The following is a 16,418-nucleotide window of genomic DNA, read 5'->3' on the forward strand; positions in this document are numbered from 1 at the left end:
TCCTCATGCCCACGGAGTCCGGGTTCCCGGAGTCTCCCTGGATCGTCTCGGGAGGCATCGACGGGCGGATCCACCTGTGGCATCCCCTCACCGCCGAGTCGTCCCAGATAATGGCCACGGAAGGTGGGCCGGTCCGAGGTCTTTGTCCTCTTCGTATCGACAAGGACGAGTCCGCGCAAGGCGGGGATCTGGTGGCATCCGCGGGCTCCGACGGCGTCATCCGGGTCTGGAATCCGGCGTCCGGAGACCTGGTGGGGACGCTACACGGTCACATCGGCGCAGTGCGGCACCTCGCCACTCTCCCCTTGCCGGCCGACTCCGGCACCGTCCGATCCGCCGGCCTGTCGAGTCTGATCGTCTCGGCCGGGTCCGACGGCACTGTGCGGACCTGGGACGTCGGCGACATGACACCGGTAGGCCCTCCGCTCACCGGTCACATAGGAACCGTATTCGGCGCATGCGGCTTCACCGTCGCAGCCCGACCGGTCTGGGATAGCGCCGTGTGGATCGCGTCCGCGGGCGGGGACGCCACCGTCCGGGTCTGGCACGTGACGCAGCGCGAGGCCCCGGTCGGTCAGGGCATGCAGACGGATGATCCCATTTACTCGCTGGCGGTGGTCGATGAAGACACCCATGATGGCGGCCTTAAGCCGTCAGTGATCACGGGCAGCGCCTCGGGTGCGGTCACCGTCTGGGACCCGGGCTGCGGCCGGGTCCTGGCGGAACTCGGACATGTGATGGCAGGTCCGATCCACGCATTGTGCCCCCTGCCTCGCGAGCGGGGAACCTCACCGGGCTTCGCCGCGGGGGCTGAGGACGGTGCCATTCACTTCTGGAGCTTGGACGGCCACCACCATCGGACGATAACCGCCGCACACGACGGGCAGGTTCACGGGTTGGCCGTTGTCAACGCTCCCTCCAAAGCAGACCCGGCGCGCCAAATGGCACTGCTCGTGTCTGCGGGTGGCGACGGCTTGCTCAAGGTCTGGGACCTCGGACGACCTGACAGTGAACCGCTCACCATCGAAGCACACCAAGGTCCAGCCGTGTCCGTGGCCGCGGTGCCGGCGCCCGGTAGTGGCTCCCTGGTGGCCAGTGGCGGCGCGGACGGTTTGGTCCGGGTCTGGGATGCGGTCGACGGACGCAGTGTGATGTCGCCCGGCCGTGGGCACATCGGGACTGTGAACAGCGTGTCGACGATCCCCGCTCCTGCTCGCTCGTCGCCCGAGGCCCCGTATACATGGCTCGTGTCCTGCGGCTCGGACAGGACGGTGCGCCTGTGGGACGTCGCCTCGGGAGAAGAGGTTCTTGAGCCTCTGCAGGGACACACGGGGCCGGTCTTCGCGGCCGACTGCTTCACGGAGCCCTCCGGAGAGAACAGGCTGGCAACGGTCGGAGGGGACGGCACCGTCCGCTTGTGGGATTTGGCGCGAGCAGATCAGGAGCCGCACCAGATCCTCGCGCACGTCGGCGAGGTGCACGCTATTCGCTCGCTCGCCCGCGGGACCTCCGGCGTCGGCACTCCGCTCCTCGTTACTGCCGGGGACGACAGCGTCGTGCGCTTGTTCGACCCGACCCGCACCGAGCCCGTTGGAGATCCGTTGTCGCCACGCGCCGTCGTGTCCCTCCACTCGGATGCGCAGATGGTCGATTCCACAGCGGAGTACGTCGTCAGAGCCGACGGGAGTCTAGCGGTCTGGCGTCCCGAAGATGCACGGTTGACGCGGATTCCGGCACCGCTGAACGTGGCCCACCTCGCGTCGCTGAGCGGGGACCTGGGACAGCAACCCGGCACAGCCAGTCCACTCGAGCCGGTTCATGCCATCGTGTCGACGAACGGTACGACAGTCTTTCAGCGTCGAGGCAGCGAGGAGATCTCTGCAGCGAGAAGAATTACAGACCGAGCCCCGACGTCGATCCTTTCCTGGCCGGAGCGACCTGCGCGTCTGCTCTTCGGGCTGGCAACAGGCGAAGTCGGCATCTGGGAGCCCGCGCAAGAGCATCCGCTGGTGCGTGCGCACAACGGCCCGGTGACCTCGCTCGCACGGATCAAACACATCGGTGCGTCGGGTGTCCTGGTGTCCGCAGGCGACGACGGCAAATTAAGAATGTGGAATCCCACGACACTTGCACCGATGTCCGAGCCTTTGCAGGCCCATCCGGGCAGAATTTGGTCTCTCGCGGTGGCGAATACTTCGCGACGGTTGCTCACTTCGGGAAGCGATGGATCCGTCAGGATATGGCACTTGGAGCACGACGCCTTTCAGCAGATCGGAATACTGACCGGCCATTCTGGCGACGTTCATCCGCTTGCCACATTCTCTCTTCCCGACGGACGCGATGCAGTATTGACGGGTGGGCACGACGGCACGATCAAAGCGTGGAACATAGATGCCGAGGTGTGTCTGACTACGATGTTCCTCGGAATGCCCATCCATGCCCTTGGCGCGGTCGCGGATGCCGGCGACGAGTCAGCCCATCGTTTCGTGACGGTTGGAACAAGCCGAGGCATAATCTCTGCCACTTTTTCTCTGGGACCAACCGGTCCGACCCCCTCGTCCGCAGCGACGCAAGTTAGCCTGTCCGTTCGATCAAGGTCCCGCTGAGCCGTACGGTAGCTGATCGGTCGTTCTTAGTGTCCGGCCAGATCCGCGTTGTAGGCGGCCTGTTGGTCGCTCTCGGCGTGCTGCGCCCCTCTCGCCGTTTGACGACGTGACGATGCCGTGCAATGGGTCTGCTGCTTCGTCGTCCTCACGCGGACGAGCGCCGCAGACAGATGCGGACACTCGTCGGGTTGCGTCGAGCGAGTCGACGTTCCAGCGGACCCTGCGGCGCATCGACCGTGACGACCTGGACCAGCGGCTCGGCGAGTAGGCAGGCGGCCCAGGCCCTATGGCGGCAGGTCCGGAGGGCGGTCGGTGGCGTCTGCCGGGGTGTGGCCGTCGATAGGACGACCGCGCGTGGTTGGCAGCCTGTCACGATCGGGGCTTCCGCAGCGATGAGCCTGATCGACCTGAGCCGGTCGGCAACGTCACGATGCCGGCCCATGGCGCCTCCAGATCGTCGGAAGGATAATTGCAGAGGTAGACTGACCAGGTGGCACTCCAAGAGATCCCGGGATGCGCTTGCTGGCATTGGTTCCGTGACCACCTCGGCGAGCAGGTTACTATTACGTGGCGGCCGGCAAGTCATGAGGACGTTACTGTGACCGGGCGGCTGTACTCCGTTGATCAGGAGAAAATTGAGATAGGTGGAGCGTCAATTTTCTTGACGGACGAAGCATTTATCCTAAATGTGGAACCAGAGCCAGCGGCGTGCGAGGAATGCCTTGACGGGCGAATCAGTTCCTTGAAGAGATATCTTGGTAGGCCACCAAAGCCAGGCCCGAATCGCCCATTTCTCGGATAGCGTCCAGGTCGCCCGCATCCAACTGGCATTGATGCTCATAGCTGCTCGTTCAAATCCATTGGTTAGACGAAGTGTCTCGCCCGGCCCGACAATACTAGGCGAGCACGGTAGCCGACGTCATACGCGGGTCGGGATTCAGCGAGACGGAGTTACTTGTAGCGCGAACAGCGGAACGCGGTGAGCGTGGGATTGCGCATCGGCGGCTTCTCGCCGACACCGCTGCGAGCCTGGAGACGCCCGACCGCCCTTCTTCGGCGGAAGTTGAGGTCTGGGCGTAGGCTGGTAGCTGCGTGGACAGATCCCTCACTGTCGGGGAATCGCATTCCTTCAGCTTACAAAGACCGCCGAACGATGTCACGGCGACATCGATCAGCCTGGGATTTTAAGGTCTGTGGCTCGGGTGGGCTTCGCGTAACGCTTGCTTGGCGAAGAGGGTGTATACGTTGCCAGTGACGGCTAGGCTCTGTGGAAGGTAAGTGCGGAGGATCTCGGTCGCGACGTTCCGTTCCCGGGTATCGGAAAGACGTCGGTATGTATCCATCACGCGCATCATCGTCCCAGGTGTGTCCAGGGTCATCTGCCTGGCTATCTCGTAGTCGGTGAATCGGGGATCGACAGCGATCTGGTAGAGCCGCAGCGCGGCCATGAGATCCGCCGCCCGAAGATGAATGTCCGTCTCGAACTGGTCCTTCGGGCGGCCGTGTGTCCGTTTGAGGTCGCCGAGAGAACGCCGGGAGAGGTCGCCGAGCACGCCAGGAAGGGCCTCCGGACCGATCCGCTGCGTCGCCCCGGCCGTCGCGCCTTTGCTGCGTGCAGCCAGTGCGATCAGTCCGCCCGCGATGAGTAGGACGAGCAGGAGGCACGCCGCGTCGCCACCAATTGCGAACGACAGGCTAAGAAGCAGGAACAGTGTGCCGATACCGATAAGCCGGTAGAGCCACACATTAAGCGGCTTCGTATCTTGGCCGTTCGCCTTCATGATCGCTCTGTGGACGAGCATAGTGCCCATGCTGGGCAGCTCAACGAAGATGAAGAACAGAATTGGAAATGGATTCATTGAGTCGTCTTTCGGCGTCGTCCGTCACTCATGGTGGCCACCACCGGTGCCGAATGCCGCAAGTCAACTCGCACCTCCAGGAAGATCGATTGGTGCGGCCCACGGAAGCCGCCTCAATGTCTCCCAGCGGGTATGATGATCGCCACGGCCGAATGGATGGCGAAGCCGGACCGGCCGATGGGTCTGTCCAACGAACGGTACCTATCTCTGATGGGTAGATCGGATAGACGCCGTTGTCAGAACCCGAGCGCGTACCAGGAAGCGGCGTGGCCTGCGGGTGCGGAAACCTCGTCCGTGCATTCCGACGGCGTCCTGGCACTCGTGGAGCCCGCCGAGGAGGTCATGTCGTCAGATGCGCAGTTCTGTGATGTCTGTCAGGTCGGTGTTCGGCTGGGGAGCGGGCTAAGCGGCCCGGGTGTTGGTGATGGCGCGATGCTGCCGGCGGGTGTTTGTGCCGTTCGCATTCGCGAAGAGTGGATCAGTTGGGGTCTGAGTCCAACCAGGGTGCGAGCTAGAGGTTTCCTAGCCTCGCCTCAAGACCGGCACCAGCTACGACGAGACCGCGGCGTGGGGCCATCTACAGCCGACCCCTTGACAACAAAGACCCTGGGAAGCCGATGAGCGGACCGAGGTAGTTATCACCGTTGCGGGGCGCACTGTAGCGTTCCGGCTACTGCACGGGCTGCGCTGCGGTTGACGGAGGTGGAAGTGGTCGATCCGGTTCAGTTTCTCGGGCGGAAGCTCGCCAATGCCGCTGTTGACGCGGTCGCCTCGAAGATCAAAAAGGCATACCGCGAGCGCAAGAAGGCACCCGACCTGCGGCAAGCTCGATTCGAACGAGTCATGACGCTCACCGGACATCAGGCCGGTCCAGGCCGCTACCAAGGTATGGCGGTCTACAGCATCGATGTTCTGCAGACTGCCGACGTGCTGGTCACCGGCGGCGCCGATGGCACGGTCCGGATCTGGCCGCTGGACGGCTCACCGAGCCGGGTCTTCCTCGCGCTGTCCGGGCGTCGCTCGGTTCGATCAGTGGCGTTTTCTGGGGACGGTCGACTGGCGGTCGGTGGAGACGACCGACGAATCGTCGTCACCGAAGCGGTGCAAGCGTCTGCTCGGGAGGCGCGGATCGCGACCGCCTTCCCGTACCGGCAGGCGATCGAGAGAGTCGTGTGGTCGGCAGACGACACCCGGTTGGCCGCACTCACCCGTGAAGGCCACCTGGTACTCTGCACGCCCGCGGACGGCAGCTTGAACGTTCTCGTTCGTAGCTGGCTCGGTGAGTACGTCAGTGCGCCGTGCATCCGGTTCACCCCCGACGGCCGGGCCGTCGTGCGGAATACCTACGACGCCGTGGAAGCGGTTACGTTGGCCGGCGAGTCGGAGGGGAAGGTACGCGTACCGAGGCTCCGCCTCGGTGGGTTCGACTTCTCGTCAGGCGGCGACGCCGTGGCGGTGGGCGTCGAGGACGGCACCGTCCACGTCCTCGACTGGCCTGGTGGTGAGCATCGGCACATCCTCCGATCACATGACTCGACACCTCTCGGAGCGCAGGTACCCGCCGTCGCCTTCAGTGTCGATGGAACCCTTCTGGCTACCGCCGGCTACGACGGAACCGTGAACATCTGGCGCCCGGACGACGGCATACTCCTGGGTTCCCAGCCATGCGGCGCCGGCATGATCTACGCCATGACTTGGATCGATCAGCGACGCCTCGCGGTTGCCGCCCAACGCGAGGGACGGAGGTGGTCGGTAAACGTCTGATCACGTCGCGGATGCTTTCGACATCCGCACATCCCGCGATCCGAGCCCCGTGAGGCCGTTGAAGGCTTGGCCGAACGTTGTCGTCGGCCGCCGCGACGAGCACGTTCCGCAGTCCCCGGTCGACGAAGGAGAATGCGCCGAGGTCGCTGACGGAGAGTCGGCGCGGCGGCAGGTCCGCGACAGTCCGGCGCACCAACTCCACGGCCGATGGCCAGTACTCCTCGCCCAACCGGCCCAGCTCGGCACCGGCGCGAATCGCGTCGTCGGTGTCCGTATCGGGCTCGCCTGCCAGGGCGAGCAGCGCGTCGGCAGCCGTGCGCCGGTGGCCGGGGCCCAGCGCAGCCAGCACCCTTGCCCCGCCGATCCGTGAGCCCGCGTCCTGAGCACGATCTACTACCGCCGCCGTCAGGACGACGGCCGCCTCCTCGCCGGCTTCGGGCGCGACCGCCACCAGCGACTCCACCGTCTCGGCCAGACCATGGCTGCGCGGCCGGACATCTGCGAGAAGCCCCCGCAGCCGGTCCGCCACCCCTTGCCGGCGGTCGCCGTCGGCCTCCACCAGTGCCTCGGCCGCCGCCCGCCGGGTAGACGGATCGGCGCCGGGCGTGGTAAGCACCCGTTCCAGCGCAGCCAGCGCCTCGTCTTGGTCGGGCCCGGTGAGCTCCAGCAGCCGGATCGCCATGAGCATCCGGTCGTTCGGCGAGGTGCCGGCGTCCGCCAAGGCCTCGCGGAGCGTCGCGACGATCCCCGGCCGTGCGGTCGGCACCATGGCGTCCAGGGCCCTGGCCGCCGCCAACTTGGTCGTGGCGTCCGAGTGTCCCGCGAACGCGCTCTGGACGCGAGTCGTCAGCTCCTCACGGTCGGCGACGTCCCGGTCAGCCGCCAGCCAGGCCAGCGTCACGTAAATGTCCGGGTAGGCGGCGGACTGCGTCAGCAGGTCGGCCAGCCAGGCGCGTAGTGGAGGGCCGGCTGGGAAGCGCCGGGCCAGTGAGATCGGGCTGTCCAACCGAAACCGGCGACCGCGCCAGAAGGCAGTTCCGAGGGCGGCCAGCGCGCCCTCGAGCTGCGCCAGCGTGGCGGCGGCTCCCTCGGCGATCAGGCGGACAGCTGTCATCTGGTACCTGGTGCCGCCTGCGAGAAGCCAGTCGAGCAGTGGCTCGGCGTGCTGCTCGCGGCTCCAACGGGTGAGCACCGCCATCGCCACCGGGTCCTGCTGAACGGCGCCGTGGCTCCACCGCCGCCAGCCAGCGTCGTCGGGCGTGAAAGCGGCGGGTAGCTCGCGCGCGTACGCCCGGGCAGCCAGGTGCTCGGCGAAGCTGAGGTGGATGAAGTCCAGGCCGGTGCCGGGGCGGCTCAGCAGCCCGGTCGTGATCAGCGCGTTGACCACCCGGGCACCCCAGTTGACTGGCGGCGGGCTGGCGGTGGCGAGGACACGGTGGCGAAGCCAGTCCAATGCCACGGGCGGCAGCGGGCGGCGACTGGTAACCCGAACTATCGCCAGGTGTTCCAGGATTTCGTCGAGGTGATCGAAGAGAGTGTCCACCAGCCCTGGGCCGGCGGGCAGGTCGGCCAGGTCGCGTGCCAGATCCCGGCGGGCCGCCTCGCGACGCTCCCGACCGGTCGCGCGCAGCAAGGTCAGGCATTGGTCGTACAGGTCGTGCCGGTTGCGTGGCAGGGTCCGGTCGGCCTGGTAGAGGTTGATCGCGATGGTCGCCAGCAGCGGAACGGCGGTCAGCTCCTCCAGGCCGGCGGCGTCCACTTCGGCGAGGAAGCCGGCCGCAAGGTCCGCGCCGTCTGGATCGGGATCGCCGCCGTCGGCCTCGAACCACCGGCGGGCGAACTCTTCCAGTGCCGCCCGGTCGAACGGCACCAGCGTGTAGTGCCCCACGGCGCCACCGCCCAGCAGGGCGGTGGCGTGCCCAGCCAGCGGCCGGGTCGTGACTAGTAGCCGGTACGGCCGGGCGGCGCGGTCCGGCTCGCTCGCCGTCCAGGTAGACAGGCAGTCGAGCAGTCTTTCCCGCTCGTCGCCGGGCACCTCGTCCAGACCGTCGACCACAACCAGCCACTCGGCGCCGTCCACGGCCCGCTCCAGCAGCCGAGCCGGCACGTCTGCCAGCGCATGCGAGCGCAGCTCCGCCGACGCCGCCCGCGCCAGCGCCTCCGGCCAGGGCAGCGCGACGACGTGTTCGGCCAGCGCCCGCGCCGTCACCAGCAGCGGCAGGAGGGGAGCGTCAGTTAGCACCGCTCCGGCACCGTCGGCGGCTAGCCAGGCCGCCGCGAGCTGCCGGCATATCTGCCGGGCAGTGGTGGTCTTGCCGCTACCCGGGCCGCCCTCCAATAGCAGGTGCCGGTGCTGGCTGAGCACCCGGTCGAACGGCCGACGCACCGGGATGACGCGCGGCTGGCGGTCATACGGCAGAAACAGGCCGTCCACACCCGGATAGCCTTTGCGTCTGCGGCGGTCGGCCGCCTTGGCGGCCCGCAGTGTCCTGGCCTGGCTGCTCGATCCGCTGCCGGACGTATACGGCGGATACCACCCGGCGGCGTTCGCCGAGCAGGGGGTTGCTCTGGATGTCGGCTGCTGCCTCAGTGGCCGATAGCAGCGCGCGCACCTCGCCCGGGAGCCGCCGTTGGCCCCAGGCGGTGCGCTGCCACCGGACGCTGCTCGGCGGGTCAACGCGGCCGCTGGCCGGCGGTGTGTGGCCTTGTCGCAGCGCCGCGGCGGCGGCAGCGAGCGCGAACAGCGCGAAGAACATCGCCAGGACGCTAGAGAGCTGGTCGGCGCGTTCCAGCCCCAAACGGCGCAGCAGGAGGGCGAGGGCAACCAGGCACGTCGCGGCCAGCGCCAAGGCACCGACAAGCGCAAGCCGGCGGATCGGGGGTCTCCGCACCGCCTCATCATCCCAAGCATGTGCTCGTCTCGACCTGTCCGGAATTACCCTCTACTGGTAGGCCGTGGCGGTGACGATATGAACGAGATGAGCTTGCGCTGGGCTCAAGGCCTGCGACCCCTCCGCGACGTTTCGCGCTACCGCATAGTTCGTTGCCGTACTGGCGCAACTAAACATCGGGCCCCTGAACTGGGAAACGCGGTTCTCATTCTGTTCATGTATGGTCCACACGAAACGCGGGGCAGACGCGTCCTGAAACGCGGAGGCAGACGCGGGTGGAAGCTGCTGCGATGCAGCGTTCGCGAGGCCTGTGCGAACCGCTAGACGGCCGGCGGCGGTGATCTGCATGTGCTGGTGGCCGGTGGGGGCCGGACCTGCGGTGTTGGGTCTTGTCAGTCCGTGTTAGGTCTGGGACGGGGTTGGCGTGGCCCGACAGCTGGCGTCTACGCAAATGTCGGGCCGACGGACTCGCTCCACGCTCCCGCCACGACGTACAGACCGCGCCGAACCATAGGGTTCTCGACACCGATTGCGAACGCGACCCATGCCAGCAAGGCGCTCCAGTCCTGTGTTCCTCCGGGCGATCTCGGGCGTTGCCACGACCTCATCGTTCGGCCACGGTCGAACTGGCGGGTGGATACTACTGGCTGGCGGTGGTTCGTTCGCCTGTGGTTGGGAGGGCTGCGGGCGGGTCCGTGCGAGGAGGGATTCGCGGGCCGACTTGATGGTCGAGCGCGGACGTTCAATTCCCCACGCTTGACCGAGCGAGTGTGTCTCGGTACCGGGCGTCGACCACCTCGGGCGTGACGCCCATTCTTGCGCGGCGACGGTGCCGACCGTGGTGGTCAGCCGGTCGTCGATGGCCCGGAAGTGTCGCCGTCGTAATCTTCGGCGCTGGTCTGCATCTGGGGCTTGGTCGTCATCCGTGTAGCCCAAATGGGCCTAGCGGCGAGGATCGTACTCGCCTGCTAGCCAACGGATGAACCGCGAGGCGCGGTCTACGTACGTGTGCACGGTCCTGTCCTCTTTACCAGCCTCTTCGAGTTCAGCCTGGTAGCGATTCAACTCTTCCCGGAGATCCTGCTCCGTCCAGCATCTCTGCGCCATGAGTTCACGCTAGTGGTGTTTCTACGGGTCCCCGCAAGTACCATAGCCGAGCCAGATTGGGGAAATCGCTGGCCCGGTGGATCGAGAACAGAGGCCCTCACCCGCCTCGCCAGTAGAGCGCGAGATCGATCTCGCGAGCCGTCTGGATCTCAGCACCCTGCTCAGCCAGCTCGATGCGGCACTGCTCTACGAGTTCGATGTAGCGCTGGTAGCGGCCGGAGCCATCGCTCAGAGGTAGACACACCTCGGCCAGCCCTTTGCGGGCCCGCCTGTTGTACACGGCCATCCGATCGGGCGCGGCCGCTACGATCAGCGCCGACGGGAGGGCGTCGCCGGTCCTCATCCCGGGCAGCGGGGAGAGGACCGTCCTGGCGGCGGCTGCCGCCTCGGGTGTTGGCAAATCCTCGTGACGAGCTCTCTGAACTGCGGCCGCAGTGATGTCCCGCACCTGGGCTTCGGGCATCGTCAGGAGTTTCAGACCCCATTTCCCCCGCGGGATGCGCTTCCACAGGTAGAGCGCGCCGATGTCGACCTTGCCCAAGCTGCCGCTTTCTTGGACGCGCTCGATGACCTCGTAAAGTGGCTCGTCGTAACACTCAGAGACGGTGGCCCGATATTGGGCGAGCGCCCTGACGATTGTCCCGCAACGTTGCGCTGGAGTGATGGGGCATGGCTGATTCATGTGCGCTCCCTGTGACAGGCGCCGCGCCGCCTGGGCACCCGCATGAATTCCTCCGTCGATTCGCTTATTTGACGACTCGGAGGCGGTTTCGGCCACGGCGTACGAGGGGCTGCGGCTTTCGAGGCGGTGAAATTGGCGTCGGCGACGCGGGGATGAGTTCGGCTGGCCAGATCACATGACCGCGCCTGATGTATCGCTCGGCTCTTGTGACCCAACCCGGGGTTTCGCGGTCGAACTTGGTTCGGCTGCGTTCAAGGCTTGCTAAACTGCCGGGCTTGACTCGGTGGAACGGGCTCCGGGTGGGCCATAGTGTCGCCAAGCGGCTGTTGCAGCGGGAGCATACGAGGCCGCGCACGCACTTGCCGCAGGAGCGTGCGCTGGGACAGCAGTCATGGTCATGATCGACGGCCAGCCAGGGACGATCTTTGCGTGCCTGCGTGGCCGGGCAGAGGGCGCAGCGGTAGCTCTGCCGAGCTAGAAGCCAGTCATACTGGGCTTCCATGATGTGATGCCTGGCCCAAAGGCCTTTGTCGCGTGCGGTGGCAAAGGGGGAGCCGGTCATCGGGGGATGATCCGTTAGGCCTGCCGCTTGGAGGGCGGCGATGTGGGCGCGGGTGAGGCCCGGCAAATCGGGGTCTTCATCGGCTGCTGTTGTTGGTATGAGACGGGCGATCGCCCCTGTGATGTCGGCCTGCTTGCGTAAAGCGACTTGGACTACGGCGTGAGCGATGGCCCTAACCAGGTGGTCGGGCAGGAGCGCCCCTGCGTCACGGACCGCCGCTCGTATGGTGCTGTGCATTTCCTGGTCGAGTGATGGCATTGTCACGGTGACGTACACTCCAGGCTTCGCATTCAAGTTGAAGGTTGTGCTGCTTAGGGCGTGTCTCAGATGGACGGTCGAGTAGCTGGGGGATGATCCTCGTTTGTGGTGGAGGACATGGTCCGTACGTGGGCGCCGGATGATTTCTGGCAGGTCGCGCAGCCATTGATCCCGGCCCAGGCGCCGCGTCGGCAGGGTGGCGGGAAGCGGCGGGCGGATGACCGGGCGGTGCTCGCGGCGATTGTGTACCTGGTTCAGGCGGGCTGTTCGTGGTGGAAGCTGCCGGCTCAGATGTTCGGGATCTCTCGGTCGACGGCGCATCGCCGGTTCACGCAGTGGACCGCTGACGGGTTGTGGGAACGGCTGCATCAGCAGTTTCTGCACCGGTTGGGTGTGGTCAGCGAGATCGACTGGTCTCGGGCGATGGTGGACTCGATCGCGGTGCGGGCTGAGAAAGGGGGGATCTCACGGGGCCAAACCCGGTCGACCGCGGCAAACCCGGCAGCAAGATCCATGTGTTGTGTGACCGCCGTGGTGTACCACTGACCTGCCTGATCTGCGCCGCGAACACCCACGACAGCCAGCTACTGATCCCGCTGCTGGACTCGATCGCACCGATCCGTGGCCGGCGGGGCCGGCCCCGCCGTCTGCCGGACAAGCTGCACGCGGACAAGGCATACGACGTGCCCGCGCTGCGGGCCGCGATCCGTGATCGCGGGATCAAGGTCCGGATCACCCGCAAGGGCATCGAGTCCTCCCAACGTCTTGGCCGGCATCGCTGGATCGTCGAGGCGTGCCTGAACTGGCTGCTACGCAACCGCCGACTCGTCCGCCGCTACGACCGCAAAGCCCAGCATTTCCAGGCCTTCGCCGACCTCGCCTGCGCCCTCCTGACCTACCGCCGCCTACTCAAAGCCACCAACTGAGACACGCCCTTAGAGCCTGCCTCGCGATTTCACACCTGAATCCTGCACCTTCAACCCTCGGCGTCACTCCATCAAACGTCCTAATCTTGCCGCGGATAGGCGTGCGTTGGTGCGCGAGATCTGCCGGCCCAACTGGCGTCGAGGCCGCCGCAGGGGGAGGTGGTTGCGGTCGCAGGCGTGGCGGCCGTTTGACGGAAGCCGACGCGACCGCAACGAGACCTGGACCTGCCTGACAGGCTTCGAGCCGGCGGAAGGTGCGCAGCACCCTGCTCACAAACAGCGTCCGGGCTACCGCATAGCGCGCTGCCGCACCGGCGTAACGACCACATCATGGCCCTGAACTGGGAAAATGCGGTTCTTGTTCTGGCCAGGTGTGGTCCACCCGAGACGCGGGGCAGGCGCGCCCCGAAACGCGGAGGCAGACGCGGGTTAGACGTTGCCCACGCGCACCGTTCGCGAGGCCCGTGCGAAACCGCCAGCCGCCGCCAGCGACGATGCCTGCACGCGCCCGTGGATCGCCTTCTACAACCACCGCCGACGACACTCAGCCTTCGACTACGTCAGCCTGGCCGACTACGAACGATCCCTCACGTCGATTAATCCCAAATCCCGTGCTGTATGAGGACACCAGTTGCGCAGCCGCCGGGCCGCGAAAATCCCAAACGCCGTGCTCTCTGGGGCGCGCGCCTCGTATCTTCTAAGGTCCTACCTGACGCCGGGGACGCGCAGCTCACGTCGCGGTCGTGTAGATCCCCTTGATCACAGGAAGGAAGCCAGTGGAGCAAAGATCGTTGTACGTGATAATCGCGCTCCTCATGGCCCTGGTGGCCGCCGTTGCCGGCAGCCTCGTGGCCATCGTCGATGGGGGAAGGCCCACGGCGGCCTTCAAGGCGGGAGTAGTAGCATTCGCCGCCGCTCTGACGCTGGTCCTCGGAGTGATGGCTTCTCTTGGCGTGGTAGGCCCGTGAAGGCCGGAAGGGCCCGTCGCCCAAGCGACCGCCACGCGATGGGCGTCACCCTGGACGCGTCGGCGCAGGTCGGTCAGCTGACCATGGATCTGTCCCGTCTGATGAACCCCCATGACGCTGGCCGGCTCGTCCTCGCACTCCTTTACTTGAGCCGGACCGCGCACGTCGATTCCCATGTCTCAGTTGCCCCCAGTTGGCCGTGGCTACTACGCCAGACCACGACGGAGGAGGTGCCGATCAGTCGTGCCGTGGGGCATTGTCTTGCCCACTGGCTACCCTCGGCCGACGTCGAGGGCCAAGAGACGGGCATGAGGGATGCTGTGCCCTCTCTTCCCCCCAACATTGACGTGCCCCTGCGGGGGCTTATCCAGTCAATCGGCGCCGTACGGCAGGTGGGGGGTCTGCTCGACCAGTGCCTGCGGAACCTCTCTGCTGCCCAGGCACACGGCAGCCACTACTTCACGCCTCACGACATCGCCCGTCTCATGGTCGGCGTCGCGGCTCCTCAGGACGGTCATAGGGTGCTCGACCCTGTCTGCGGTTCGGCGGGTCTGCTGGCCGAGAGTCACCGCTACGTTCGCGAGCGCGTTGGGCTGAATCCGACTATGTCTCTGCTGGGAAAGGAGCAGCACGCCCACACCTCGCAGGTCGCCCGCATGAATCTCGCCGTACGGGGCATCGAGGCGCGCATCTTCCCACCGGGAGACAGCCTCGCTAAGCCGGAGACCGACCCGTGCGACATCGTCTTGGCGAACCTTCCATTCAATCAGCCCGACTGGGCACCAAAAGAGCGGTCGGACCGGCCCTCCGTCGATCCCCGCTGGCCGGATGAGGCCCCGCCGATGGGGTCCGCCAACTCCGCGTGGATGCTGCACATCGCGCATGCGCTCGCTCCGCAGGGTCGGGCAGCCTTCCTGATGGCCGACATCGCGGCCAAGAGCCCTCAACCCGGCCCACGAAAACTCAGAGAGCGGCTGGTGCGGGACGACATCGTCGAGTCCGTGATCGCGCTGCCGCCCCGCATATTCGGGCACACCGATACCACCGCCTGCTTGTGGGTGCTGAACAAGGACAAGAGCGCGCGCTCCGGTTGGGGAACCGTGGACCGGCGCGGACAGGTGCTGTTCATCAACGCACGGCGAGCCTTCGAACCTATGTCGAAGTCAAGGGAGCGGCGCTTAGGCGACCGGCACGTGCGCCGGATCTTGACCACCCTGGCGAGATGGAGGGGGATCGCCGAGGACAGCTCAGCGGACATGCCCCACGGTGATGAACCCGACTGGTCCCGGAGCTGCTCGACGGACGAGATCGCCCGTCGCCGCTACGAGCTGATGCCCACGACGTACGCAGCGGAGCCGCTCGGCCACGAAAGCTCCACACGTAGCCGGGTCGACGAGCTGAAGCGTGAGTTAGTCGAAAAGCTCGACCAGATCCGCACACTCGAACCACAGCTACTGGCCGCGTTGGAGGAGATCTGATGGAAGCCGCGGCCGACAGCGACGGCCACGAGGTGTGGCAAAAGACCACCATCGCCAAGCAGACCACGTTCACCACCTACGGCATCTCTGATGACAACGCCTCCGAACAGTGGGGCGTCGTGAGCTCGACCGATGTCAGAGACGGGCGCATCCGTTCCACTCAGATCGACATGATCCGCCAGGCAGATGCACGCCCGAGCCGGGCGACCCTTCAGCAGGGTGACCTGGCCGTCGTACTCGTCCGTCGCACGGGCGATGCCGCCCTGGTCCCCGCCCAGTTCGCCGGATGGACCGCAACCAGGTCTGTCGGCATCGTTCGCGCGGACCGGCACATCGCGCGTTGGCTTCAAATCTGGCTTCAGACACCCACGGCCAGGGCATGGATCGACGGGGAGGTGACGGCACACGTCGAGCCGACGCTGAGCCTTGACTCACTCCGTCGCATGCCCTTCGCGCTCCCTCCAGCGGAGGTGATCATGAAGCTCCACAAGGCGTTCAACCTCTTGGAGGAAAAGATCGACCTCAATCGAGAGACAGCGCTCAAGGCAGTGGAGTTGGCTGACGCGATTCACGCCGAATGGTCCTCCGAAGGCGCGGTATGGGAAACGCGACAACTCCGTGCGGTCACCAAGGCGGAAACGGGCAAGGGTTCCGCAAGATCCCTCCTGCCCCAGGCCCACGGTCCTGGCATCGACGGAATTACCCCGACCGATCTCTTCGACCTTCCGGTGCCCCATCTCGGGAGAAGCCGCCTGCGCAGCGCCGCGGATGCCTCATGGGCTTCGGGCACACTCATGCTGGCCACTCGTCCGGACGGCGCGCACATCGCAATGACGGAGCGCCCCGCGTCACCCACCAGAGGCGTTCTGGCGGTGTGCCCCTTGGACGCCATGGACAGCTGGTGGCTACTACACGAACTGAGAAGCCGGAGTAGCGTCCTAGCGAGTGCCGCGCAAGGGCAGAACGCCCGGGAGCTTTCCGCACGCGCCTTCTCACTCCTGAGTGTCACATGGCCTGACGCGAGCACCCGTGCGCGTTTTCACCAGGCGGCTGAGCCACTTCACGCCATGGCGAAGAAGCTGGTCACAGAGAGTCGCACGCTGTACAACCTCAAAGACGCTCTCCTGCGCGACATCTCGGCAAGGGCCAGCGTGTTCATGGAAGAGGAAGCCCCCGAGTCCGGGTAAGCCCGGTCCCGCAGTACCAGGAGGCACTCCGCCGCTCAGATGTGACAGGCACGGCTACGTACTCCACCAAACCTACTTCGACCCATCGGAAGTGCCGATCCTCAGCAGTGGACTCGTGCAGCTCCGAGGT

Annotated in this window: 10 protein-coding genes and 1 pseudogene; 6 read left to right on the forward strand and 5 right to left on the reverse strand. The window is 66.1% G+C overall.

Annotated elements, in window-relative coordinates; all coding sequences use genetic code 11:
• Nucleotides 1–5 precede the first annotated feature (5 nt).
• The gene (locus Pflav_RS00365; RefSeq protein WP_332107717.1) at nt 6–2,606 is read left to right on the forward strand and encodes a WD40 repeat domain-containing protein; all 2,601 of its coding nucleotides are present in this window, start codon (nt 6–8) and stop codon (nt 2,604–2,606) included.
• A gap of 1,184 nt (nt 2,607–3,790) precedes the next feature.
• Here the strand turns inward: Pflav_RS00365 and Pflav_RS00370 are convergent.
• Complete coding sequence (locus Pflav_RS00370; RefSeq protein WP_173032780.1) at nt 3,791–4,417, reverse strand: hypothetical protein; 627 nt, start codon at nt 4,415–4,417, stop codon at nt 3,791–3,793.
• A 750-nt stretch (nt 4,418–5,167) separates the two neighbouring features.
• On the opposite strand from Pflav_RS00370, the gene Pflav_RS00375 reads away from it, so the two are divergent.
• Entirely contained in the window at nt 5,168–6,229 is a 1,062-nt protein-coding gene (locus Pflav_RS00375; RefSeq protein ID WP_332107718.1) for a WD40 repeat domain-containing protein, read from the forward strand.
• 1,828 nt (nt 6,230–8,057) lie between these two features.
• Here Pflav_RS00375 and Pflav_RS47755 read toward each other — a convergent pair.
• The 4 genes and pseudogenes from Pflav_RS47755 to Pflav_RS48290 form a co-directional block, all read right to left on the reverse strand.
• Nucleotides 8,058–8,663 (reverse strand): annotated as a pseudogene (locus Pflav_RS47755) (AAA family ATPase); the annotation flags it as partial.
• A complete protein-coding gene (locus Pflav_RS00380; protein WP_173032784.1) occupies nt 8,638–9,120 on the reverse strand; it encodes a hypothetical protein in 483 nt (160 codons plus the stop codon). The gene Pflav_RS00380 and the pseudogene Pflav_RS47755, both read right to left, overlap by 26 nt.
• Before the next feature lie 1,204 nt (nt 9,121–10,324).
• Complete coding sequence (locus Pflav_RS00385) at nt 10,325–10,909, reverse strand: hypothetical protein (RefSeq protein ID WP_232070879.1); 585 nt, start codon at nt 10,907–10,909, stop codon at nt 10,325–10,327.
• 64 nt (nt 10,910–10,973) lie between these two features.
• Nucleotides 10,974–11,729, reverse strand: coding sequence for an endonuclease domain-containing protein (locus tag Pflav_RS48290; RefSeq protein ID WP_415624366.1), 756 nt, complete (start codon nt 11,727–11,729; stop codon nt 10,974–10,976).
• A gap of 117 nt (nt 11,730–11,846) precedes the next feature.
• On the opposite strand from Pflav_RS48290, the gene Pflav_RS00395 reads away from it, so the two are divergent.
• The 4 genes from Pflav_RS00395 (at nt 11,847) to Pflav_RS00410 (ending at nt 16,288) form a co-directional block, all read left to right on the forward strand.
• A protein-coding gene (locus Pflav_RS00395) for an IS5 family transposase (protein ID WP_173042151.1) occupies nt 11,847–12,655 on the forward strand; the annotation gives its coding sequence in 2 pieces (ribosomal slippage) (nt 11,847–12,192 and nt 12,192–12,655; 810 coding nt in all).
• A gap of 791 nt (nt 12,656–13,446) precedes the next feature.
• Nucleotides 13,447–13,623, forward strand: coding sequence for a hypothetical protein (locus Pflav_RS00400; protein ID WP_197937766.1), 177 nt, complete (start codon nt 13,447–13,449; stop codon nt 13,621–13,623).
• Nucleotides 13,624–13,661: 38 nt separating this feature from the next.
• Nucleotides 13,662–15,101 (forward strand): N-6 DNA methylase, encoded by a 1,440-nt coding sequence (locus Pflav_RS00405; RefSeq protein WP_197937775.1) that lies wholly within the window; start codon nt 13,662–13,664, stop codon nt 15,099–15,101.
• A complete protein-coding gene (locus Pflav_RS00410) occupies nt 15,101–16,288 on the forward strand; it encodes a restriction endonuclease subunit S domain-containing protein (protein WP_173032788.1) in 1,188 nt (395 codons plus the stop codon). Before Pflav_RS00405 ends, Pflav_RS00410 begins: the two co-directional genes overlap by 1 nt.
• Nucleotides 16,289–16,418 lie beyond the last annotated feature (130 nt).

It is taken from the genome of Phytohabitans flavus, assembly GCF_011764545.1.
Taxonomy (GTDB): Bacteria; Actinomycetota; Actinomycetes; order Mycobacteriales; family Micromonosporaceae; genus Phytohabitans; species Phytohabitans flavus.

Excerpts from the sequence above, each read along its gene's own strand:
- Pflav_RS00365 (WP_332107717.1), top strand. The coding sequence starts at position 6 with ATGCCCACGGAGTCCGGGTTCCCGGAGTCTCCCTGGATCGTCTCGGGA.
- Pflav_RS00370 (WP_173032780.1), bottom strand. The coding sequence starts at position 4,417 with ATGGGCACTATGCTCGTCCACAGAGCGATCATGAAGGCGAACGGCCAA.
- Pflav_RS00385 (WP_232070879.1), bottom strand. The coding sequence starts at position 10,909 with ATGAATCAGCCATGCCCCATCACTCCAGCGCAACGTTGCGGGACAATC.
- Pflav_RS48290 (WP_415624366.1), bottom strand. The coding sequence starts at position 11,729 with ATGCCATCACTCGACCAGGAAATGCACAGCACCATACGAGCGGCGGTC.
- Pflav_RS00405 (WP_197937775.1), top strand. The coding sequence starts at position 13,662 with ATGGGCGTCACCCTGGACGCGTCGGCGCAGGTCGGTCAGCTGACCATG.
- Pflav_RS00410 (WP_173032788.1), top strand. The coding sequence starts at position 15,101 with ATGGAAGCCGCGGCCGACAGCGACGGCCACGAGGTGTGGCAAAAGACC.